Origin of the sequence: Halomonas sp. A29, from assembly GCF_046723295.1 — a bacterium.
Taxonomy (GTDB): domain Bacteria; phylum Pseudomonadota; class Gammaproteobacteria; order Pseudomonadales; family Halomonadaceae; genus Halomonas.
In genome coordinates, this window is the sequence record NZ_JAXQPR010000005.1 from 359,606 (window position 1) to 380,791 (window position 21,186).

A 21,186-nucleotide genomic window follows, 5' to 3' on the forward strand; every position below is an offset into this window, starting at 1 on the left:
TTCATGCGCCCGCTCTCCATGTCACAGCCAAGCCTGCCATCATCAGGAAAAAGACGACCCAGGCCCCGTGCATGTGGCCTACGGCGCGGCCGATATGCGCCACCCGCAGCGGCTCGTGCGGCTCGCCCATCGCCGCCCGCTCGGAAATGCTTCCGCCATAGTGATTGGTACCGCCGAGCTGTACACCCAGCAGATGCGCCATCATCGCTTCAGGCCAGCCGGCGTTGGGGCTGGGGTGGCTCGGCGCATCGCGCCAGGTGCCGGCCACCGCCCCTCGCGTACGCGCCCCCTGGAACAGGTGGGCAGCCAACCACATGGCCAGCACGGTCAGCCGGGCCGGTATCCAGTTGGCGATATCGTCTAGCTTTGCCGAGGCGTAGCCGAAATCGACGTAGCGCTCGCTGCGATAGCCGACCATGGAATCGAGGGTGTTTACCGCCTTGTAGGCCAGCGCCAGCGGTGCACCCCCGAGCAGCGCCCAGAACAGTGGCGCGGTAATGCCGTCGACGCTGTTCTCTGCCACGGTCTCCACGGTGGCTCGGGTAATACCGGCTTCGTCGAGTGCTGCGGTGTCGCGCCCTACGATCATTGACACGGCCCGACGCGCCTCACCAAGATCGCCCTGCACCAAGGGCGTCGCCACGGCCATGGCAGCATCGCGCAACCCCTTGATGGCGAGAGCACTGGCCAGCAGCAGGAGTTCGCCGGCAAGCCCCAGCCAGGGGTGCAGCCAGGCCAGCATGGCCAGCATGGCCCAGGCCACCACAAAGACCGACACCACCACGCAGCCGGTCAGCAGGAAGCCCTTGAGGCGCCGGGCTCGCGGCGAGCCCCGGTTCCAGCGCCGTTCCAGGGCGGCGATCAAGCGCCCCATGGCGACTACCGGGTGCGGCAGCCAGCGGGGGTCACCGAGCACGAGATCCAGCAGGATGGCCCCGATCAGCAGCCCGACCAGGGCCAGACTCAGCGGCCCGGCGCTCATGATTCCACGCCACCAGACGCTACGCCCGCCGAATCGAAGGTGGCCATCTCGGCCAGCATGCGGCAGGCGGCTTCCAGCAGCGGGAAGACCAAGGCCGCCCCGGTGCCCTCGCCCAGGCGCAGTTGCAGGTCAAGCAGCGGCTCGGCCTCGAGCAGTTCGAGAGCCACGTCATGCCCCGGCTCGCAGGAGCGATGGGCGAAGATCAGGTAACCGCGCAGCGCAGGTGCAAGCCGGCAGGCCACCAGTGCCGCCACGGTGGCGATGAAGCCGTCGACCAGAATAGGCATGCGCCGGACCGCCGCGCCCAGGTAGGCGCCGGCCATGGCGGCGATTTCCAGCCCGCCGAGCTTGGCCAGCACCTCGAGCGGTTGAGATGGGTCCGCGTCGCGGGCGGCCAGCGCCCCTTCTATCACTGCCGCCTTGTGGGCTAGCCGTGCCGGTTCGATACCCGTCCCCAGCCCTACCAGACGACTGGCCGGCAGACCGCTCAGGGCGGCCAGCACAGCGCTGCTTGCGGTAGTGTTGGCGATGCCCATCTCGCCTACGATCAAGCAACGACAGCCGGCATGGTGACTGCGTGTAGCGGCGCGGATACCCACCTCAATGGCACGCTCGGCCTCGGCGCGGCTCATGGCGTCCTCACGGGCGAAGTTGGCCGTGCCGGGGCGTATCTTGTCGATCACCACGCCCTCGCCTTCGGCCACCCCTTTCACCCCGACATCGACGACTTCGAGCCGCGCGCCTATCTGGCGGGCGAAGACGTTGATGGCGGCGCCGCCGGCGGCGAAGTTGGCCACCATCTGCGCCGTGACCTCTTGGGGAAAGGCCGACACGCCCTCTTCGGCCACGCCATGGTCGGCGGCAAAGACAATCACCCCGGGCGGGCGCACCGCAGGCGCAGCGCTGCCGCTCAGACAGGCAAGCTGGATGACCAGCAATTCGAGACGACCCAGGCTGCCGGGGGGCTTGGTGAGATTGTCGAGGCGTGTCTGCACGGCGGGGGCGAGAGCGTCATCGACCGGTACGATGGCGGCCAGGGTATCGGCAAGCATGAGGGAGTCCTGATATCGCGAAGGCAGCCGCCATCTTAACAGGCTGACCCGGTCTGTCACGGCACCGCACCGAGCGCATCGGACGCCGGGGCATCCTGCTGCTTCTGCCAAACCTCAGCGTCGCTCCATGCCAGCCGCGCCGAGTTCGCCACCACGCTGAGCGAGCTGGCCACCATCGCCAGCACCGCCACCAGAGGCGGTATCGGCATGGCCACTGCCAGGCCCAGCGCCAGCAGATTGTAAATGCCCGACAGCAGAAGGTTCTGGCGCATCACGCGCCGGGTGCGCCGTGCCAGCTGCCAGACGGTTTCGACGCCTTTGATGCCTGGCTTCAGCAGCGCCACGCCGGCCCCCTCCTGCACGGTGGAACTCGCCCCCAACGGCGCCACGCCCACGCTGGCGGTCGCCAGCCCCAGCACATCGTTGATGCCATCGCCTACGTAGAGCGAGGGCTGTGGCATGGCCGCCAACAGCTTCGCCTTGGCTTCGGGGCTGCGCCCGGCGTAGCACTCCTCAGGCTGAAGCCCTACTTCGGCACTGAGGCGCCGCACCGCCAGAGCCCGGTCGCCGCTGATCAGCGCCAGCGTAAGCCCCTGCCTGCGCAGCCTGGCCAGGGTTTCGGCACTACCGGGCAGCGCCGCTTCACCCAGGCTGAATTGCGCTAACCATTGGCCATCGCAGGCCAGCAGCACTTCGCTTTCAGCCGACTCCTGTAGGCCATCAATGGCAATGCCCTGCTCGCCCAGCCAGTCGCGGCTACCCAGCAGTAGCCGACGCCCATCGGCCAGGCGCACGCGACGGCCGCGTCCGCCGGTCTCCTCGGCTTCCGCCACCTCGGCACCAGCGTCGTGGCCGGCATCCCGTGCGTGCCTGCGCACGGCCCGTGCCAGCGGATGCTCACTGCCCTCCGCCGCCATCGCGGCCAGTGCCTGAACGGCCGCCTCGCCATAGCCGGGAGCCGACCGCACGGCCAGCACCTCCGGCTCGCCCCGGGTCAGGGTGCCGGTCTTGTCGAACGCTGCGCTGCGGATACCCGCCAACGCTTCGAAAGTGCTCGGGTCGCGAATGATCACACCACGCTCAAGGGCCTGCCCGCTGCCCGCAAGAGCCGCCAGAGGGATCGCCAAGCCCACGGCACAGGGGCAGGCCACCACCAGCACCGACAGCGCCCTGACCCAGGCCTCCTCGGCCGGCACGCCTGCCAACCACGCAGCCAACAGGGTGAGAGCCGCCAATACCACGGCCAAGGGGCTGAGCCAGCCGGCGAAGCGGTCGGCCAGCCGCTGCAACTCCCCCTTGCGGGCCTGCTGCCACCACATCTGTTCGCGCAGCCGATCCAGGCGGCATTCGCCTGCGGGCGCGGTGACCTCGAAGACCAGCGCCGCGCCCTGGTTGCGGCAGCCCGCCGCCACCGGCTCGCCGGGCAGGCAGCGGCGCGGCGCGCTTTCCCCGGTCAGTGGTGAGAGGTCGAGCAGCGCTTCGCCATCCCGGAGGACGCCGTCCAGCGGCAGGGTCTCGCCGGGCTCGACGCGCAGCCGATCCCCCACCGCCACCGCTTCCAGCGCACAGGACTGCCAGGCATCCGCCACCCAGCGCTGCACCTGCGCCGGCGGCCGATGCAACGCCTGGAGGGCACGCAGCCCACGGTGGCGGCACAGGGTTTCCACCAGCCTGCCCACCAGCAGCAGCGCGACCAGCATCACCGCGGTATCGAAATAGACCTCCGCCGAGCCGCGTGTAAGCAGCCATAGCGATACCCCTACCGCCGTCAGCGTGCCCAGCGACACCAAAGCATCCATGCCTGGGCGACGCGCGCGTGCCGTACGCCACCCGGCCCGATAGAACGGAAACGCCACATAGGTAACGACAGGCAAGGCGAATGCACCGGAAACCCAGGCCATGACCAGCTCCAGCCGTGGACTGGGCATGGCACCGGCATAGATCAGCAGCGAGGTGAGCATGGTCCACATGCCGAAGGCGACGGCCGTCAGCAGGCGCAGGGTGAGATAGCGGCTCTCGGCCTCCAACCGCGCCTCGGCATCGGCTGTCGCTTCCGGCGGACCGAGGCGGTAGCCGATCCGCCTGACGGCGGTGGCCAGACGAGCTTCCTCCAGGGCATCCGGTCGGCCCTGCACCAGCAGGGTCGCGCTGGGGTAGTGCACGCTGGCAGCTACCACACCGGATAGCCGCATCAATTGGGCTTCGACGGCCAGCGCACAGCTGGTGCACCACAGCCCTTGGACCGAGTAGAGCGCCTCACCGGTATGCGAAGAATCGCTATGGGAAATTGTCGTCATGCCTGAAGCGTAATCGCCCGTGGAAAGTTATTCAGCATTGGCGACCCGCCGCAGGAACCATATACTGTACATAAATACAGCAAAAGGGATTGACTCATGCCTCGGTTCGACCAAAAGCAGCCGCGCAAGGGTCGCGGCGCCACCTATAACCCCGACAACCGTTTCCACCCGACCCATAGCGAGACGGAGGACGACGGTTGGTGGCAAGACGACATGCCGACGCGCCTGGCCACCGTGGTCAGCGAAGAACAGGCGCGCAGCGCACTCTCCTGGAACGACTCACCCGACCTTCCCTTCGACCGCTCGCTCAACCCTTACCGCGGCTGCGAGCACGGCTGCATCTATTGCTATGCACGACCCAGCCACGCTTACTGGGATCTGTCACCGGGCATCGACTTCGAGACCCGGCTGATTGCCCGCAGCGGCCTGGTCGATCGGCTGCGGGAGGAGTTCTGCAAGCGCAGCTACGTGTGTCGCCCCATCGCGCTTTCCGGCAACACCGACTGCTATCAGCCGCTGGAAGCGGAGCGCGGCAGCACCCGAGAGATACTTGCCTTCCTGCTCGAGTGCCGTCATCCGGTTTCGATCATTACCAAGAGCGCGCTGGTACTGCGCGACCTGGACCTGCTCGCCGAGCTGGCCGACTTGCGCCTGGCCCGGGTGTCGATCAGCCTCACCAGCCTGGACACCGAGCTCAAGCGCAGCCTGGAACCGCGCACCGCCTCGCCTGCCGCGCGCCTGCGTACCATTGAGCGGTTGAGAAGTGCCGGCATACCGGTGGGCGTGATGGTCGCGCCGGTGATTCCGGGCTTGACCGATCATGAGCTGGAGCGCCTGCTCGAGGCGGCCCGAGATGCAGGGGCAGAATCAGCCGGCTGGACACTGCTGCGCCTGCCCCGCGAGGTGGCACCGCTGTTCGAGGACTGGCTTCAGGCCTACTACCCGGAGCGGGCCGGCAAGGTGATGAGCCTGATACGCCAGTGCCGCAGCGGAGCCGACTACGACAGCCGCTTCGGCAAGCGCATGCGCGGTGAGGGGATATTCGCCGAGCTCATCGCCCAGCGCTTCGACAAGGCGTGCCGGCGCCTCGGCCTCAACGACCCCGATAAACGCGAGGCGCGCCAGCTCGATACCATGGCCTTCAAGCCGCCCCTCAAGCAGGGCGACCTGTTCAGTTGACCCGGGGCAGGAAACCAGCCCGAAGGGTGTCAGGAAAGGCGGCGCAGATCCTCAACGACGGTGCCATTCTCCTGCACCTCGGCTTCGTGTCCCGCCTCGCGCCACGGTTCGTCCAGCGCCGCCTCGTACCACTGCTGCATGGCGGGGAGTGCCAGCAGCCGTTCGACGTATGCCATCGAGGGCGCACTGAGCTCGAGCCCGAAACTCTGCACGCGAAACGCCACTGGGGCGAAGAAGGCATCCACCCCCGAGAAAGTATCACCGGCCAGGAAAGGGCCGCCGAAACGCGTAAAGCCCTGCTGCCAGAGCTCATCGATACGGGCCAGGTTGCGCGCGAGAGCGTCCGGCATGCGGTGCAGCCGTACCCTCAGGCCGCAGTTCATCGGACACAAGCTGCGCAGCGCGGCGAAACCGGCGTGCATCTCACTGCTGGCACAGCGCGCCCAGGCGCGCGCCTCGTCGTTGACGGGCCATACGCCCGCATGACGCTCGGCCAGGTATTCGACGATCGCCAGCGACTCCCATACGGCGCGCTCGCCATCTTCCAGGCAGGGCACCATCCCGGACGGCGAGAACGCACGAAACGCGATCCAGTTCGATTCGGGCTCGAAGGGGGTCAGGGACTCCTCGAAAGGAATACCCAACTGCTGCATCAACACCCAGGGGCGTAGCGACCAGGAAGAGTAGTTCTTGTTGGCGATATGCAGGCGATACATGTCAGAACTCGTCGCAGGGGAAGGAAACGACAGCATAGCCTGCCATTACACCTCCCTGCCACGCGCACTGAAGCCTCAGGATACGGCGATCTCGTAGCCAGTGAACTTGCGCAGGTTTATCACCCCTGTATCGAGGATCAGGTACTGCCCCTTGAGGCCCAACAGCGTACCGGCCACCTCGGGCTTCTTGTCGAAATTGTGCGAGACGATCTTGCGCGGAAACTCCAGTACCGGATAGTCAAAGCTGACCGGCGGCTCATCGATCACCCGAATGGTATCGTGACCGAAGCGCTCACGCAGCGAGCCGAGCCCGCTCTCGAGCCGGGCCAGCAGCCGGTCGCGTTCCGCTACGAGGTCGAGCGGCTCTACCTCACCCTTGAGCATGGCGCGCCAATTGGTACGGTCGGCCACCTCTTCCTTGAACAGCATCTCGACCAGGCCGGACTGCTGGCGTGTCTCGACTGTCAGGATCGGCAATGCCTGCACCGCGCCCTGGTCCAGCCAGCGGGTCGGAACTTGTGTCCCCCTGGTGATACCGACCTTGAGCCCGGACGAATTGGCCAGGTAGACCACATGGGGCTGGAAACAGTGGCGCTCGGCCCACTCCGGCTCGCGACAGGTGCCGGCATCGAAGTGGCAGGTCTCGGGCTTGACGATGCAGGTATCGCACTGGGCCAGCTTCTTGAAGCAGGGGTAGCAGTAGCCTTGGGCGAAGCTCTTCTTCGTCGCCCGGCCGCAATGGGTACAGGCGATCGCTCCGCTCCAGGTCAGCTGCAGGGGCTGGCCGAGGCGCGCATTGAGATCGAGCCGATGCTCGCCGGCGCGCAGCGTATAGCGCACCGCACCGCCCTGTTCGCCGGGCGCAATGGCCATCTTGCTCAGGCAGCCCTGCACGTTTGCCGCCACCTCGATCAGACCGTTTTCAATCACGGGAGGCATCCCGGGCCAACCCCGCCAGCTCGGGCGGCACATCGGCACCACTGCTGGCGCTGCCGCAGGTGCGCTGCTGCAGGTAGCCGACCCGCTGCTCCTCGGGCACGTTGTTCTCGTGCTCGTAGCGGATCACCGCCTCGAGGCAGAGTTCGGTTTGCTCCGCGCTCAGCATGCGCCCGTCGGGCCACTTGCGCAGCGCCACCGCCTGCTTGAGACTGTCGTAGATGGCAGGCGTCATCTGCCGGATCATGCGCTCGAAGGTCATATCGCTCATTGGAGATTCTCTTGAAATAGCGGTTCAGGGAAGGCGGCGGGCACGGCCCGAATAATACCACCCCATCGCCAACCCCACGACCAGCCCCCCCAGATGCGCCTCGTTGGCCACGTTGCCGAAACCTACCGCCCCGGCCATGTCGGTCATGGTGAAGACCATCCAGCCGAGCATGAAGACCACCAGCATCTGCGGCACGAAGAAACCACTCCGCGGCGCCCGGCGCGACATCAACCAGACGTAACCGAGCAGGGCGAAATCGACGCCCGACATGCCGCCGAACAGGACGGTGCCAGTGGCGTATTGAGCCAGGTTGGCTCCTATACCGGCCACCAGCAGGATCGCCAGCATACGTCCGCTGCCCTGCAGCGTTTCCACCTGGCGCCCGAAGTACCACAGCCACATCATGTTGAAGATCAGGTGCATCCAACCAAAGTGGATAAAGGCAGGCGACAGCAACCGCCACACCTGCCCCGAGGTCAGCACATCGGTCAGATTTCCGAAGGACAGGCTACCGCCCACGACCGCGACCGGCACGATGGTCAGCATGGCCACCACGATGTCGCCGAGCAGGTACATCAGGGCAAAGACCAACAGCGAAATGCCCAGCGCCGCAGCCGTGACCGGCGCCTGGCGCAGGGAAGCGGCCAGGGTAGCGCCACTAGCCGAGCGGTGACGCCGTTCCGGCATGATGCGCTCGCCACGCTGCCAGCGTGTCAGCAACTGCATCAGGGTGTCATGCTGCTCCATGTCGGCCAGCCACAGGACCTGGCCTTCAGCCTCCTCGGTGAAGCGATGCCCGATCCGGTTGGCCCACAACGCTCGGCGAAGCTCGCGGGTGTCCGTCTCGTGGGGAAACAACATGATGCGGTACATGAAATATTCCTGAACTATCCTGTAAGGTGCATCTTGCGCTGCGGCGGTTCTTTTCTCAAACCCGTCTCAAAACCGATCTCCAACCCAGGTCGCCAGCATGCATAAAAAATCCGGCGGAAGGGGGGCCGCCGGACAAGAGCAAGGGATCATTCAAGGGAACACCTATTCTGATGGGCGAAGCGAAAGGAAGTTCAGGATCGCGACAAAAAAAGTTGTAAAAGTTTGTAGCGCGTCTCGCTTCTCTCAATCGAAATCGATTTCCCAGGGCCTAGGCCTCGCCGCCTCCTCCTGCGGCACCCTCACCCAGACGAAATGATTGGCGTCCAGCCGCTGCTCGCCGCTCCAGCGGTACGCCACCAGGCGCCCGAACTTCACGGCGCTATAGTCGAGGCAGGCGATGTTGGCCGCCGGCAAGGCCGGTATGCCCTCGCACCAGTAGTGACCGATGAACAGCGGCGGCTGGTCGAGCCCATAGTGGGGCAGGCGAGCCCGTTCGGATGCGCTCAGCTCGCGCTCTTCCAGAGCGTCGGGCAGGTTGTCGGGCTGGAAGATCACGTCGCCCCAGGTGCGCGGTTCGCGCGCCCAGAAGTGTGCCCTGAAGCTGCGCCGGGTGAAGCCGTCGCCGGAGTGGATCTCCACACCAGGCGGAAGCGGCAGGTGCACGCCGCGGGTCAGCCGGTCGAGTACGCGGAAGGCGAGCGTGTCCGATGCCACTGACTGCTGCAGGAACGGCTCGTCGATGACGCCACCCGGGCACTCGCGATCCAGCGCCTCGATCAGCGCCTGGTCCCAACAGGCATGCACGACCCGCAGCTTGCCGAAGTCCAGGTACAGAGGAATCTCCATGAACCAGGCCAGGGTCTCGTCCCACTCCGCCGGATGATCGCGGTACTGATCGAGGGTTTCCTTGATGATGCGGTTGTGTCGCGGAGAGTGCTCGCGCAGCCACTCACGCCCCAGGCGGCGCGGCGCACGATGGCAGTAGGCCAGCGCATTGTATTCGTGATTGCCCATGACGATATGCGCCTCGCCCTCCTCCACCATGCGCCGGGCAATGCTGACGGCCAGGCGAATCCGCGGGCCGCGGTCGATGAGGTCGCCAAGGAAAATGGCCTGGCGTCGCGGATGCCGGTAGACGCCGCCGCGCTGATGGTAGCCGAGCTTCTCGAGCAGCGCGGCGAGGGTTGCCCCGCAGCCATGCACGTCACCGATCAGGTCGTAGCCTTCTATTGCCGCCTGCTTCACGTCAATCCCCCAGCCGGTTGCTCCAGCCCAGCTTGCTGCGCAGGACCTCGTAGAAGTTATGGCCGAGGGGGTGTACCAGTTGCACCCGCTGGGGCTTGCGCTTCACCACCAGCACGTCGTCCGGCTTGGCCACAGCGCGCGTCTGGCCGTCACAGCTGATGTGAGGATAGGTCTGGTTGGTCTCGCCGATGTGTACGTGGATTTCGCTGGCGGCATCGATGACGATGGGCCGGCTGGACAGGGTATGGGGAAACATCGGCACCAGCTCGATCACGTCCAGCTTGGGATGCATGATCGAGCCCCCCCCGGAAAGTGCATAGGCAGTGGAACCGGTTGGGGTGGCCATGATCAGGCCGTCGCTGCGCTGGCTGCAGACGAACTGCTTGTCGATGAAGAGCTCGAACTCGATCATGCGCACCGCCTTGCCCGGGTGCAGCACCACCTCGTTCAAGGCATCGCCACTGCCGACCAAAGTGCCGTCGCGATAGAGTTCGGCATCGAGCAGGAAGCGCTCCTCGACTTCGAACTGGCCGTCCAGCACCTGGCCGACGCGCTCCTCCAGCTCATCGGGAGAGATATCGGTGAGAAAGCCCAGCCGCCCACGATTGACGCCTAGCACCAGAGTGCCGCTGTGGCAAAGCGTGCGGGCGGCACCGAGCAGGCTGCCATCGCCCCCTACCACGATCACGAGATCGCAGAGTTCGCCGAGGGTTCGCCGGCTGGCTTCGGGATGGCCATGGTCGAGCAGCACGGTGGCGGTGCGGTCCTCGACGATGACGTGGAGGCCTCGTTCGTCGAGAAAGCGCAGCAGGCGCTTGAGGGTCTCGACCACCTTGGTACTGCCCAGGCGGCCAATCAGACCGATGTTCTTGAACCCGTCGTGCTCTTTTTGCATGCCCTGGCCTCTCGGATCATCGGCGCTCATTATGGAGGCTGGGGTCAGGGCGGGCAAACGCGGCTCAGGCAGCGGCAGGCGCGCGATGACGCAGCCACCACTCGTTGAGTACCAGCGAGCCGACGATGATCGCACCACCCAGGGCCAGCCGCCCCAGATCGGCATCGCGGTTCCAGATCACCAGGTTGACCGCGAGCCCGGCGGGGATCAGGGCGTTGTTCATGATCGCCAGCGCCCCGGCATCCACCCGGGTGGCGCCCAGGTTCCAGAAGAAGTAACCGAGTCCCGAAGCCACCAGACCCAGCCAGGCCAGCACGCCCCAATGTACGCTGGTGGTGGGCAGCGCTGCGGTGTTGCCAAGCAGGGCGAAGGCCGGCAGCACCACGACCAGGGCACCGAGGTAGAACCAGGCAAAGACACTGTGCCGTGGCAGTTCGGCAGGCAGCGCCACGGAGAGGCGGCGATAGCCTACCTGGCCCAGGGCGAAGCAGAAATTGGCCCCCTGAACCACCAGGAAACCCAGCCAGAAGCCGCTGTCGATGCCGTCGTAGCGGATCACCGCCGCACCCAGCACCGCCAGGGCGGCGGTGAGCAGGTAGAACGGTGTGAAGCGCCCGAACAGGGCGTCATCGAGCAGCGTGACATAGAGCGGCGTGAAGATGGTGAAGAGCAGGACTTCGGGTACCGACAGCAGCAGGAAGGACTGATAGAAGAAGATGTACATGATACCCAGCTGCACGGCACCAAGTCCCATCAGGGCCAGCCGCTGGCGTCCTACCAGCAGTCTCGGCCGCAGGAACGGCAGGAACACCAGGGCAGCCAGACCGACACGCATCAGCACCGCAAAGTAACTATCCACCTGGCCGGCCAGGTAGACGCCGATCAACGAGAACGAGAAGGCCCAGAGCGCGGTGACGCCGATGAGATAGCCCACGGTTAACCTCTTTGAGATTTTGGGTTGACGCGGGATTATACCCCCATCGCGCCGCTCTTCAATCCACCGCCAGCCCCTCCATGACTCAGGCCCCGGGCGCTGTCGTGCCCACCGACGCAGACCCTGTATCGCTAGCCCTCACAGGTTCCTCGCCGCGCTCCCGCCGCGTGGTGGCGAAGTACTCCTCCAGGCGAGCGTCGGCATCGTCGCCGAACAGGATCGTGCAAGCCTCGCGCAGTCCCGGGGATCGACGCATCGCCTCTTCATGTACCACCAAGGCAATCTTGGAGCGTCGCCGCAGGAAATCCTCCAGCCGTGTGACCATCTCGCGCCGCTTGGCATAGCGTAGTTCACAACGCAGGTACTCGGTGCTCTCGATCAGCACCTCGGCCTGGCGTGGATCCTCGCGAATCTCCTCGAGCATCTCCAGCGCATGGGTACCGTAGCGCCGCCACAGTCGGGTCGAAAGCGGTTCGGAGGCTTCGCTCGCCGTCATGGCGTCAAGTCGCATCAGCTTCGCCTGATGCAGAAACTCCCGGCGCACCTGATCGGGCGGCTCACCGTACCAGCGATGCCTCGGGTAGGGCACCTCGACCCCCATGCCACCGACCGCAGCGACGATCTCCTCACCCACGTTGAGGCAATCGGTGAGCTTGCCACCGAAGATGCTCAAATGGGCATCGCGCTGATTGATATCGATGGCATGCTTGCGCGAGAGGTGCAGGAAGTCGCGCTCTCCATCGCCTTCGGCCTTGACCGCCAGTGGCCGAACGCCGCAGCGGATGGAGATGATGTCCTCCTTGCCCAGCGGCTTGTCGAGCTCGAGTCGCTTGTTGAGATTGTCGAGCACGAAGCGTATGTCGTCTTCGGTCGCCGCCACCTCGGGTCGTTCGACTCGGGTATCGGTGGTGCCGATGCAGGTCCTCGGCCCCATGGGAATCACGAAGAACAGCCGGCCGTCATCGGCGAAGAACGCCAGCACGCGCTGACTGTCGGTCAACCGCGGCACGATCAGGTGAATCCCCTTGGAGTAGAGGTGACGATGATCCGTGGCCTGGCCGGTGAGGGCGTTGTGCTCATCGACCCAGGGGCCGGCGGCATTGATCAGCACCCGGGAGCGCACCTCCAGTTCTCGCCCGCTGATGACGTCCCGGGCTCGCGTAATCCATCGCTCCCCTTCCCTTCGCGCACCCAGCGACTCCACGTAGTTCGCCGCCACGGCGCCGTAGTTGAGAGCGCCGCGCACGAAGTTGAAGACGAAGCGAGCGTCGTTGTCGTGCAGGTAGGCATCGGAGTACTCGAAGCCACCGATGGCGCTGCGGGTATCGACGATGGCTTCGCAGTCGCGTATTGCCGCCGGCGAAAGAAAGCGCGGGATACGCGTGAAGCCATTGCCGATCAGCCAGTAGAGCCAGGCGCCAGCCCAAAGATAGCGCGGATGATAGCGGAAGCCCTGCTTGATGGTGGTCAGGAAGCGGATCTCCTGAACCGTCGAGGGATAGCTCTTGATCAAGTGGTTGCGGCTCATGCAGAGCTTGCGTACCAAGGCAAAGTCGCGGCTTTCCATGTACTTGATGCCGCCCCACACCAGGTTGGACGAGTGCATGCTGGTGCTGCCAGCGAAATCACCGCGCTCGATCAGGGCGACCCGCACTCCCTTGCCGGCCAGGGCCGCCGCCGCCGAGGCGCCGTTGATGCCGCCGCCAACGATCAGGACGTCGAAGACCTCACCGTCCAGCTTGTCGATGTTGCTGCTACGCAGTTCCATGTGCGGACCTTTTGAAGACAAAAGCCCCGTTCGGCGAGCGCCGAACGGGGCCTGAATGCCCCGGACGGGCTACCGGTTACACGAATCGGTTGGCGTACCCGACGCACCTTGCCGGTACGCCAGGTTTTCCAGGCGCGTCAGGCCAGAGCCTGGCGCCGACAGTCAACGTGTACCGGCGGCCATCCACTCCTCCATCAGCTGGTCGTAGGGCACGGTGGTTCCCTGCGGCATCTCGTCGTCTAGCTTGGCCTTGGGCGAGCCCTCCTGCGACAGCCAGTACTCCGGATCGCGCTCTTCGTTGAGCACCGGCGGGTAGGCCTCGAACACGTTGGCCCGCGCCAGGCGTGCCATGATGTTGTCGAGCGCACCGGCCAGGTTGTCGAGGGCCTCCTGAGGCGAGATTTCACCACTGACGGCCGGAGCCAGGTTCTGCCACCACAGCGGCGCCATGCGCGGGTAGTCGGGCACGTTGGTCCCGGTCGGCGTCCACATGGACTCGTTGGGACTACGATAGAACTCGACGAAGCCACCCAGCTTGGGTGCCATTTCGGTCATCTGATCGGAGAAGATATCGGACTCGCGAATCGGCGTCAGGCCGGCAATCAGTTTCTCCAGGGAGACCGTCTTGGCCGTGGTGAACTGACCGAACAGCCAGGCCGCGGTGCGACGATCCTCAGGAGTGGAGTCGAAGAAGGTCCAGGAACCCACGTCCTGATAGCCGACCTTCATGCCCTCCTCCCAATACGGCCCGGTGGGCGACGGGGCCATGCGCCACATGGGGTTGCCCTCGTCGTCGGTAACCGCCACGCTGGGATCGACCATGTCGGCGGTAAAGGCGGTGTACCAGAAGATCTGCTGGGCAATGTTGCCTTGGGCCGGAACGGGGCCAGCTTCGCCGAAGGTCATGCCCTGGGCCTCGGGGGGTGCATACTTGTCGAGCCACTCGACCATCTTGGTCACGGCGAATACCGAGGCTGGCGAGTTGGTCGCCCCGCCACGGCTGACGCTGGCCCCTACCGGGCGACTCTCTTCGTCGACGCGAATGCCCCAGTCGTCGACGGGGTTGCCGAACGGAATGCCGGGACTGCCCATGCCGGCCATGGAGAGCCAGGAGTCGTGGAAGCGCCAGCCCAGCGACGGGTCGCGGCGACCGTAGTCCATGTGCCCGTAGACCCGCTGGCCGTCGATCTCACCAACGTGCTCGGTGAAGAACTCGGCGATGTCCTCGTAGGCCGTCCAGTTGGTCGGCACGCCCAGGTCATAGCCGTAGATCTCACGGAATTGCTCCTGGAGGTCCTCACGCTGGAACCAGTCGTAGCGGAACCAGTAGAGGTTAGCGAACTGCTGGGTCGGCAACTGATAGATACTGCCATCCGGCCCGGTGGTGTACTGCAGACCGATGAAGTCGTCGAGATCGAGGGTGGGCAGCGTATAGTCGGCCCATTCGTTCTCCATTGCGTGGGACAGGTTGATGGTGGTGCCATAGCGGATGTGGGTGCCGATGGCGTCCGAGTCGTTGACATAGCCATCGTAGATGTTGCGCCCCGTCTGCATCTGGGTCTGCATGTTGTCCACCACATCGCCCTCACCGATGATGTTGTGGGTGACCCGGATACCGGTGAGTTCCTCGAACGCCGGTGCCAGCACGTCGCGCTCCCAGACGTGAGTGGTGAGGCCCTCGGCGACGGTGTTGATCTCCATGCCGCGGAACTGCTCGGCGGCCTGTGCGAACCACAGCAGCTCCTCGATCTGCTCCTCACGCGTTAGCGTGGAATTCTGGAAATGCTGGTCGATCAGCCGTTCGGCGATCGCGCGGGCATCATCGGATTGAGCGTGCAGCGCGGCCGACGCAAGCAGCAGGCTGCCCGCGATGGCCGTCAGTTGGATCCTTTTATTCTTCATGTTGACCTCGTTCTGCGTGTGGTTGTCGTCCGTGACATGGTTATCGTCCGTAGTGCCTTGGCTCAGCCCCAGCGCATCAGCACCAGCAACCAGAGGACGGAAGCCCCCAGGGCAAACCAAATCGAAAATTCGGTAAAGCCGACCACGGCCAGGTGAATATAGGCGGCGGATAGCAGACCGATGAAGAGCCTGTCGCCACGGGTGGTGGCGATCGGCAGGAAGCCGCGACGCTCCACCGTGGGCGACGCCAGCTCCCAGGCCGTCATGCCGAGCAGTATCGCGGCAATGACGGAGAAGAAGATTGCCGTGGGTAACGTCCAGACCATCCATTCCATCGCGATGTCCTCCCCTTCAGGTCCGGCCCAGGGCGAAGCCCTTGGCGATGTGGTTGCGCACGAAGTAGACCACCACGATGCCCGGGATGATGGTCAAGACGCCGGCTGCGGCCAGCGTGCCCCAGTCGATGCCCGATGCCGTCGAGGTGCGTGTCATGATCGAGGCAATGGGCTGGGCCTTGGTCGCGGTCAGGGTGCGCGAGAGCAGCAGTTCGACCCAGGAGAACATGAACAGGAAGAACAGCGTCACGCCGATCCCCGAGCGGATCATGGGCAGGAAAATGGTGACGAAGAAGCGCGGGAAGCTGTAGCCATCGATGTAGGCGGTCTCGTCGACCTCCTTGGGTACGCTGCTCATGAAACCCTCGAGGATCCACACCGCCAGCGGGATATTGAACAGGCAGTGGGCCAGCGCCACGGCGATATGGGTATCGAACAGGCCCACCGAGTAGTAGAGCTGGAAGTAGGGCAACAGGAACACCGCCGGTGGCGCCATCAGGTTGGTCAGCAGCCAGAAGAACAGGTGCTTGTCGCCGATGAACTTGAAGCGGCTGAAGGCGTAGGCGGCGGGCAGCGCTACCGAAATGCTGATGAGCATGTTCATCAGCACGTAGGCCAGCGAGTTGACGTAACCCATGTACCAGTTGGAATCGGTGAAGATGCGGACATAGTTGGCAGCGGTGAAGTTCTGCGGCCAGAACGAGAAGGTGCCCAGGATCTCGCTGTTGGTCTGGAAGGACAGGTTGAGCAACCAGTAGATCGGCAGCATCACGAAGACGAGATAGAGAGCGAGCAGCGTGCGGCGACGCCAGCGAATGGTGACGGAGCGTGCCCGCTTGCGGCGCTTGGCGGCACTCTCGGCAGCCTGGCGGCGCACGCTTTCGGGCGTGGTCGGTACGGAGCTGGTCATGTCAGGCTCCTCCCTGAGTGGTTTTGTCTTTCTGGCTGTTCATGATCGCGGTGTAGAAGACCCAGCAGACCAGCAGAATGATGAGGAAGTAGATCAGCGAGAACGCCGCCGATGGCCCCAGGTCCTGTTGGCCGATGGCCATGGTGGTCAGCGACTGGCTGAGGAAGGTGGTCGAACTGCCGGGCCCACCACCGGTCAGCACGAACGGCTCGGCGTAGATCATGAAGGAGTGCATGAAACGCAGCAGCACACCGATCACCAGCACATTGGTCAGCTTGGGCAACTGGATGTAGCGGAACACCGCCCACTTGGAGGCCCGATCGATGCGCGCCGCCTGGTAGTAGGCATCGGGGATCGAGCGCAGGCCGCTATAGCACAGCAAGGCGATCAATGGCGTCCAATGCCACACGTCCATGAGGATGATCGTCGCCCAGGCATCGGTGGGGTTGCGGGTAATGTTGTAGGCGTAGCCCAGTTGGCGGATGCCCACCCCCATCAGGCCGATATCGCCGCGGGTGAAGAGCTGCCAGATGCTGCCCACCACGTTCCAGGGAATCAACAATGGCAGCGTGATCAGGATCAGTACCGCCGAGGCCTGCCAGCCACGCTTCGGCATCAGCAGCGCAATGCCGATACCCAGCGGCACCTCGATCGCCAGGATGGTGAACGAAAAGGCGAACTGGCGCAGCAATGCGGCCTGTAGCGCCCGGTCGTTGAGCATGGTCTCGAACCACTCGGTGCCGGTGAAGAAGCGCGTATTGGCATCGAACACGTCCTGCACCGAGTAGTTGACCACCGTCATCAGCGGCACGATGGCCGAGAAGGCCACCAGCAGCAGCATGGGCAGGATAAGGAACCATGCCCGGTTGTTCTGGACCTTGTTCATTGCCCCACCTCCACGCGGAACTCATCGATGTAAAGATTCAACCAAGCCTCGGGGAAGCGGACGAAGGCCTGACGTTCCGGCATTGGCTGATCCTCCCCCAGGCGGGCACGGAACGACACGCCGGCAAACGAGAACGACACGATGCGGTAGGTGCCCAGATCCTGAACGTTGTCGATATCGATGGGATAGGCATCTGCGGCGGGAGCGGCCAGCATCTCGACGAATTCGGGCCGTATACCCAGCTTGATGTTGCGCGAGCGAGCCTGGTGGATCGCACTCAGCAGTGCAGGCGGCAGGGTCAGGTCGACGGTCCCTGCGCGCACGCCCCCTTCGTCGGTGCGTACCACCTCGACGAGGTTCATGCCCGGGCTGCCGATGAAGTAGCCGACGAAGGTATGGGCCGGGGCCTCGAACAGCTCACGCGGGGTGCCGAACTGCACCACCTGGCCTTCGTACATCACCGCGATCTTGTCGGCGAAGGTCGAGGCTTCGAGCTGATCGTGGGTCACGTAGATCATGGTGATGTTGAAGCGCTCGTGGATCTCCTTGAGCTTGCGCCTGAGCTTCCACTTGAGTTGGGGGTCGATCACCGTGAGCGGCTCGTCGAACAGAATCGCCGAGACGTCGTCGCGTACCAGGCCGCGGCCCATGGAGACCTTCTGCTTCTCATCGGCGGTGAGATTGCGTGCCTTGCGCCTGAGCAGCGAAGTGAGGTCGAGAATGTCGGCGACTTCGGCCACGCGCTCGCGCACCTTGGCTTCCGATGTGCCCACGTTGCGCAGCGGAAAGGCCAGGTTGTCGTATACGGTCATGGTGTCGTAGACCACCGGGAACTGGAACACCTGGGCAATGTTGCGCTCCTCGGGTGGCAGTTCGTTCATGACCTGGTCGTCGAACAGGACCTGTCCGTCCGAGGGGGTGAGCAGGCCGGAGATGATGTTGAGCAACGTCGACTTGCCGCAGCCTGACGGCCCCAGCAGTGCATAGGCACCTCCCTGTTGCCAGACATGCTCCATTTCACGAATGGCGTAATCCTCGGGGCCTGAAGGATTGGGAGAATAGCTATGCGCCAGTGACTTGAGGGTGATCTGGGCCATCAGTGCGCTCCTGGCCGTGCCGGGATGTGCACGACGTCGCCATGCCGATCGAAGGCATAGATCTTGTGGGTCGGTAGGTAGACCTTGAGCCTCTGGTCCACGGCGAACTGCTGGACACCGTCCAAGTGCAGCACCAGATGAAAAAGGTCGTTGTGCACGTGCACAAAGGTTTCCGAACCGCTGATCTCGGCGATATCGACGGTCACCTCCAGCTCGAGATCATCTTCCGACCGACGCTCGAGCCCGATGTGCGAAGCACGCACGCCGAACTGATACTGGCCCGGTGACAGCTTGGCCAGATCACGGTTGAGCGGAAAATGCACATTGCGATCAAAGGTCACCTCGGCGCCCGAGACGATGGCCGGCATCACGTTGATCGGTGGCTCCGAGAACATCTCGGCGGCCAGCACGTCGCGTGGACGATGGTAGACATCTTCGGTGGGGCCATACTGCAACAGGCGTCCCTGGTGAAGCACAGCGGTATGACCACCCAGCGCCAGCGCCTCGTTGGGCTCGGTGGTGGCATAGACGGCAATGCAATTGCGCGTCTTGAACAGTTCGCGCAGTTCCTCGCGAAACTCCTCACGCAGCTTGTAGTCGAGATTGACCAGCGGCTCGTCGAACAGGATCAGGTCCGCATCCTTGACCAGCGCCCGTCCCATGGCGGTTCGCTGCTGCTGGCCTCCGGAAAGCTCTGCCGGATAACGATCGAGCAGATGCTCGATGTGCAGCATGCTCGCCGTTTCCTGAACCCGCTGGCGTATCTCCGCTTTCGGCACCCGCGCCAGCTTGAGCGGTGAGGCGATGTTGTCGTAGACGGTGAGACCCGGGTAATTGATGAACTGCTGGTAGACCATCGAGACGTTGCGCTTGCGCACCGACTTGCGCGTCACGTCCTCGCCATGCATCAGCACCCGACCTCGCGTAGGTGGCTCGAGACCGGCCATGATGCGCATCAGCGTCGTCTTGCCGGCCAGGGTTCGCCCCAGCAGAACATTGAAGGAGCCGGGTGCCAGCTCGAGATTGATGCCCTCGATATGGGTGACCCCATTGACCACATGGTCGATGTTTTCAAGTATCAGAGACATACAGAACTCTTTGTCATCGTTATGAGTCGTTGTGTGAACGGGCGCGTGAACGTCACGACCTAGCCGGCCAGCGGCAAGGCATGCCTCGGCACGGCTGCGGCGCTGTTGCTGCGGTCACTCTTCACCCGCTCCACGGCCGTCTGCCAACCGGCATAGAGCGATTCCCGCAGGCCCGCTGCCATGTCCGGAGTGAAGGTTCGCTCGCAGCGCCACAGCGCATCGAGCTCGTCCAGCGAGCAATACCAGCCGATACCCAATGCCGCCAGGTAGGCGGCACCCAAAGCGGTCGTCTCACGCACCGCGGGACGGTCGACCTCCTGGCCTAGCACGTCGGCGAGGCACTGCATCAGCCAACCATTGGCCACCATGCCGCCGTCGACCCTGAGTCTGCCAAGGCCAAGGCCAAGGCCAACATCCTGCTCCAGGCAGCCGTAGAGATCGCGAGACTGGAAGCACACCGAGCGCAGACCGGCCGCCACCAGCTCGGCGATACCCGTATCGCGAGTGAGGCCGAAGATCGCGCCGCGTGCCCGCGGGTCCCAGTGGGGGGCGGCCAACCCGGTGAAGGCCGGCACCAGATAGACATTGCTACCCTCTCGGGTCTGCTCGGCCAGGCGTTCGGACTCGGCAGCATCTCCGAACAACTTGAGTCCATCGCGCAGCCACTGCACCGTGGCACCGGCAACGAAGATGCTGCCTTCGAGGGCATAGGTGGGTACACCGTTGAGACGGTATGCCAGGGTGGTCAGTAAGCGGTTGCCTGAAGCAACGGCCTGCTCGCCGGTATTGAGCATCATGAAACAGCCGGTACCGTAGGTGCTTTTCAACATGCCGGGCTTGAAGCAGGCCTGCCCCACCAGCGCGGCATGCTGGTCGCCGGCCACGCCGGCAATGGGAATCTCATGGCCGAACAGCGCCCGATCGGTGACGCCGTAGTCGTCGCTCGAGTCGCATACTTCGGGCAGCAATGCCGAGGGAATGTCGAACAGTCCCAGCAGCCGTGGATCCCACTGCTGGGTATGGATATTGAAGAGCAGCGTACGCGAGGCGTTGGTGGCATCGGTCTGGTGCCGCCGCCCCCCGGTCAGGCGCCAGATCAGGTAGCTGTCGATGGTGCCGAAGGCCAGCTCGCCACGCTCGGCCCGCTCACGCGCACCGGCTACGTTGTCGAGCAGCCACGCCAGTTTGGTGGCAGAGAAATAAGGATCGATGAGAAGCCCGGTGCGCTGCCGCACGGTCTCGGCGTGGCCAGCGGCATTGAGCGCATCGCAGTACGCTGCCGTGCGCCGATCCTGCCACACGATAACGGGATGGATAGGTTCACCGGTGGCACGATCCCATACCACGGTGGACTCCCGCTGGTTGGTGATGCCGATCGCGGCGATTTCCCGAGCGACGGCACCGCTGCGCTGCAATACCTCCTGACAAACAGCAATTACCGATTGCCATATCGCCTCGGCATCGTGTTCCACCCAGCCGTCATCGGGGAAAGACTGGGCGAGCTCCTGCTGTGCGATGGCCACCGTCTGCAGCGAGTCATCGAAGAGGAGCGCGCGCGAACTGGTCGTGCCTTGATCGATGGAGAGTAGGTAGGACATGAGCCTCGCCCTGTTATTCTTGTCGGGTCGTGGACATTGAGGCAACGAAAGCGAACAGGAGATCGACACTCCAATGTTCGATTTCAACCAGATAATCACCACAAATGTTCGAATTACGATAGCGAGACTAGCTCAGAGGCAGAGGGCGAGCAACGCTCATGCTCGAATAACCGCTTATACCATAGTCTAGTTTTACCAAGAAATGGCTCAAAACGGCAACTT

General features: G+C 64.3%; 19 protein-coding genes. 1 reads left to right on the forward strand and 18 read right to left on the reverse strand.

Annotation, left to right across the window (positions count from 1 at the left end; translation table 11 throughout):
• Position 1: 1 nt before the first annotated feature.
• The 3 genes from cbiB to SPH52_RS12070 are packed head-to-tail and all read right to left on the reverse strand — an operon-like array spanning position 2 to position 4,331.
• Complete coding sequence (gene cbiB, locus SPH52_RS12060; protein ID WP_411795258.1) at positions 2 to 982, reverse strand: adenosylcobinamide-phosphate synthase CbiB; 981 nt, start codon at positions 980 to 982, stop codon at positions 2 to 4.
• Positions 979 to 2,034, reverse strand: a complete 1,056-nt coding sequence (gene cobT, locus SPH52_RS12065; protein ID WP_411795259.1) for a nicotinate-nucleotide--dimethylbenzimidazole phosphoribosyltransferase — start codon at positions 2,032 to 2,034, stop codon at positions 979 to 981. The genes cbiB and cobT overlap by 4 nt, the downstream gene beginning before the upstream one ends.
• Positions 2,035 to 2,090: 56 nt before the next feature.
• On the reverse strand, positions 2,091 to 4,331 hold the full coding sequence (locus SPH52_RS12070; protein ID WP_411795260.1) for a heavy metal translocating P-type ATPase: 2,241 nt from the start codon (positions 4,329 to 4,331) through the stop codon (positions 2,091 to 2,093).
• 96 nt (positions 4,332 to 4,427) lie between these two features.
• Here SPH52_RS12070 and SPH52_RS12075 point away from each other — a divergent pair, with 96 nt between their 5' ends.
• Positions 4,428 to 5,510: a PA0069 family radical SAM protein gene (locus tag SPH52_RS12075; protein ID WP_411795261.1), complete on the forward strand. Its 1,083-nt coding sequence runs from the start codon at positions 4,428 to 4,430 to the stop codon at positions 5,508 to 5,510.
• Between the two features lie 29 nt (positions 5,511 to 5,539).
• Here the strand turns inward: SPH52_RS12075 and SPH52_RS12080 are convergent, their stop codons facing one another.
• The 15 genes from SPH52_RS12080 to glpK form a co-directional block, all read right to left on the reverse strand.
• Complete coding sequence (locus SPH52_RS12080) at positions 5,540 to 6,226, reverse strand: glutathione S-transferase family protein (protein WP_411795262.1); 687 nt, start codon at positions 6,224 to 6,226, stop codon at positions 5,540 to 5,542.
• 75 nt (positions 6,227 to 6,301) lie between these two features.
• Positions 6,302 to 7,099, reverse strand: coding sequence for a DUF2797 domain-containing protein (locus tag SPH52_RS12085; RefSeq protein WP_411795347.1), 798 nt, complete (start codon positions 7,097 to 7,099; stop codon positions 6,302 to 6,304).
• Between the two features lie 49 nt (positions 7,100 to 7,148).
• The gene (locus SPH52_RS12090) at positions 7,149 to 7,433 is read right to left on the reverse strand and encodes a YeaC family protein (RefSeq protein ID WP_411795263.1); all 285 of its coding nucleotides are present in this window, start codon (positions 7,431 to 7,433) and stop codon (positions 7,149 to 7,151) included.
• Positions 7,434 to 7,457: 24 nt separating this feature from the next.
• A complete protein-coding gene (locus tag SPH52_RS12095) occupies positions 7,458 to 8,306 on the reverse strand; it encodes a rhomboid family intramembrane serine protease (RefSeq protein WP_411795264.1) in 849 nt (282 codons plus the stop codon).
• Between the two features lie 243 nt (positions 8,307 to 8,549).
• Positions 8,550 to 9,536 carry a metallophosphoesterase gene (locus tag SPH52_RS12100; protein WP_411795348.1) on the reverse strand — a complete coding sequence of 329 codons (987 nt, stop codon included), beginning with the start codon at positions 9,534 to 9,536 and terminating at the stop codon, positions 8,550 to 8,552.
• Between the two features lie 16 nt (positions 9,537 to 9,552).
• Positions 9,553 to 10,446: an NAD(+) kinase gene (locus tag SPH52_RS12105; protein WP_411795265.1), complete on the reverse strand. Its 894-nt coding sequence runs from the start codon at positions 10,444 to 10,446 to the stop codon at positions 9,553 to 9,555.
• A 64-nt stretch (positions 10,447 to 10,510) separates the two neighbouring features.
• Positions 10,511 to 11,380 carry a carboxylate/amino acid/amine transporter gene (locus SPH52_RS12110; RefSeq protein WP_411795266.1) on the reverse strand — a complete coding sequence of 290 codons (870 nt, stop codon included), beginning with the start codon at positions 11,378 to 11,380 and terminating at the stop codon, positions 10,511 to 10,513.
• An 85-nt stretch (positions 11,381 to 11,465) separates the two neighbouring features.
• Positions 11,466 to 13,148: a glycerol-3-phosphate dehydrogenase/oxidase gene (locus SPH52_RS12115; RefSeq protein ID WP_411795267.1), complete on the reverse strand. Its 1,683-nt coding sequence runs from the start codon at positions 13,146 to 13,148 to the stop codon at positions 11,466 to 11,468.
• Positions 13,149 to 13,310: 162 nt separating this feature from the next.
• A complete protein-coding gene (locus SPH52_RS12120; protein ID WP_411795268.1) occupies positions 13,311 to 15,050 on the reverse strand; it encodes an ABC transporter substrate-binding protein in 1,740 nt (579 codons plus the stop codon).
• 62 nt (positions 15,051 to 15,112) lie between these two features.
• The gene (locus SPH52_RS12125) at positions 15,113 to 15,385 is read right to left on the reverse strand and encodes a DUF2160 domain-containing protein (protein WP_411795269.1); all 273 of its coding nucleotides are present in this window, start codon (positions 15,383 to 15,385) and stop codon (positions 15,113 to 15,115) included.
• Between the two features lie 16 nt (positions 15,386 to 15,401).
• A complete protein-coding gene (locus SPH52_RS12130; protein WP_411795270.1) occupies positions 15,402 to 16,295 on the reverse strand; it encodes a carbohydrate ABC transporter permease in 894 nt (297 codons plus the stop codon).
• Position 16,296: 1 nt separating this feature from the next.
• Positions 16,297 to 17,181: a carbohydrate ABC transporter permease gene (locus SPH52_RS12135; RefSeq protein ID WP_411795271.1), complete on the reverse strand. Its 885-nt coding sequence runs from the start codon at positions 17,179 to 17,181 to the stop codon at positions 16,297 to 16,299.
• The gene (locus SPH52_RS12140) at positions 17,178 to 18,278 is read right to left on the reverse strand and encodes an ABC transporter ATP-binding protein (RefSeq protein WP_411795272.1); all 1,101 of its coding nucleotides are present in this window, start codon (positions 18,276 to 18,278) and stop codon (positions 17,178 to 17,180) included. The genes SPH52_RS12135 and SPH52_RS12140 overlap by 4 nt, the downstream gene beginning before the upstream one ends.
• Complete coding sequence (locus tag SPH52_RS12145; protein WP_411795273.1) at positions 18,278 to 19,366, reverse strand: ABC transporter ATP-binding protein; 1,089 nt, start codon at positions 19,364 to 19,366, stop codon at positions 18,278 to 18,280. The genes SPH52_RS12140 and SPH52_RS12145 overlap by 1 nt, the downstream gene beginning before the upstream one ends.
• 59 nt (positions 19,367 to 19,425) lie before the next feature.
• The gene (gene glpK, locus SPH52_RS12150; protein WP_411795274.1) at positions 19,426 to 20,964 is read right to left on the reverse strand and encodes a glycerol kinase GlpK; all 1,539 of its coding nucleotides are present in this window, start codon (positions 20,962 to 20,964) and stop codon (positions 19,426 to 19,428) included.
• Between the last annotated feature and the right edge of the window lie 222 nt (positions 20,965 to 21,186).

Bases quoted from the DNA above. Each gene is read 5' to 3' on its own strand.
- SPH52_RS12115 (WP_411795267.1), bottom strand. From the start codon at position 13,148: ATGGAACTGCGTAGCAGCAACATCGACAAGCTGGACGGTGAGGTCTTC.
- SPH52_RS12095 (WP_411795264.1), bottom strand. From the start codon at position 8,306: ATGTACCGCATCATGTTGTTTCCCCACGAGACGGACACCCGCGAGCTT.
- cbiB (WP_411795258.1), bottom strand. From the start codon at position 982: ATGAGCGCCGGGCCGCTGAGTCTGGCCCTGGTCGGGCTGCTGATCGGG.
- glpK (WP_411795274.1), bottom strand. From the start codon at position 20,964: ATGTCCTACCTACTCTCCATCGATCAAGGCACGACCAGTTCGCGCGCG.
- SPH52_RS12080 (WP_411795262.1), bottom strand. From the start codon at position 6,226: ATGTATCGCCTGCATATCGCCAACAAGAACTACTCTTCCTGGTCGCTA.
- SPH52_RS12085 (WP_411795347.1), bottom strand. From the start codon at position 7,099: ATGGCCATTGCGCCCGGCGAACAGGGCGGTGCGGTGCGCTATACGCTG.
- SPH52_RS12105 (WP_411795265.1), bottom strand. From the start codon at position 10,446: ATGCAAAAAGAGCACGACGGGTTCAAGAACATCGGTCTGATTGGCCGC.
- SPH52_RS12090 (WP_411795263.1), bottom strand. From the start codon at position 7,433: ATGAGCGATATGACCTTCGAGCGCATGATCCGGCAGATGACGCCTGCC.
- SPH52_RS12070 (WP_411795260.1), bottom strand. From the start codon at position 4,331: ATGACGACAATTTCCCATAGCGATTCTTCGCATACCGGTGAGGCGCTC.
- SPH52_RS12125 (WP_411795269.1), bottom strand. From the start codon at position 15,385: ATGGAATGGATGGTCTGGACGTTACCCACGGCAATCTTCTTCTCCGTC.
- SPH52_RS12135 (WP_411795271.1), bottom strand. From the start codon at position 17,181: ATGAACAAGGTCCAGAACAACCGGGCATGGTTCCTTATCCTGCCCATG.
- SPH52_RS12120 (WP_411795268.1), bottom strand. From the start codon at position 15,050: ATGAAGAATAAAAGGATCCAACTGACGGCCATCGCGGGCAGCCTGCTG.
- SPH52_RS12140 (WP_411795272.1), bottom strand. From the start codon at position 18,278: ATGGCCCAGATCACCCTCAAGTCACTGGCGCATAGCTATTCTCCCAAT.
- SPH52_RS12075 (WP_411795261.1), top strand. From the start codon at position 4,428: ATGCCTCGGTTCGACCAAAAGCAGCCGCGCAAGGGTCGCGGCGCCACC.
- SPH52_RS12130 (WP_411795270.1), bottom strand. From the start codon at position 16,295: ATGACCAGCTCCGTACCGACCACGCCCGAAAGCGTGCGCCGCCAGGCT.
- cobT (WP_411795259.1), bottom strand. From the start codon at position 2,034: ATGCTTGCCGATACCCTGGCCGCCATCGTACCGGTCGATGACGCTCTC.
- SPH52_RS12145 (WP_411795273.1), bottom strand. From the start codon at position 19,366: ATGTCTCTGATACTTGAAAACATCGACCATGTGGTCAATGGGGTCACC.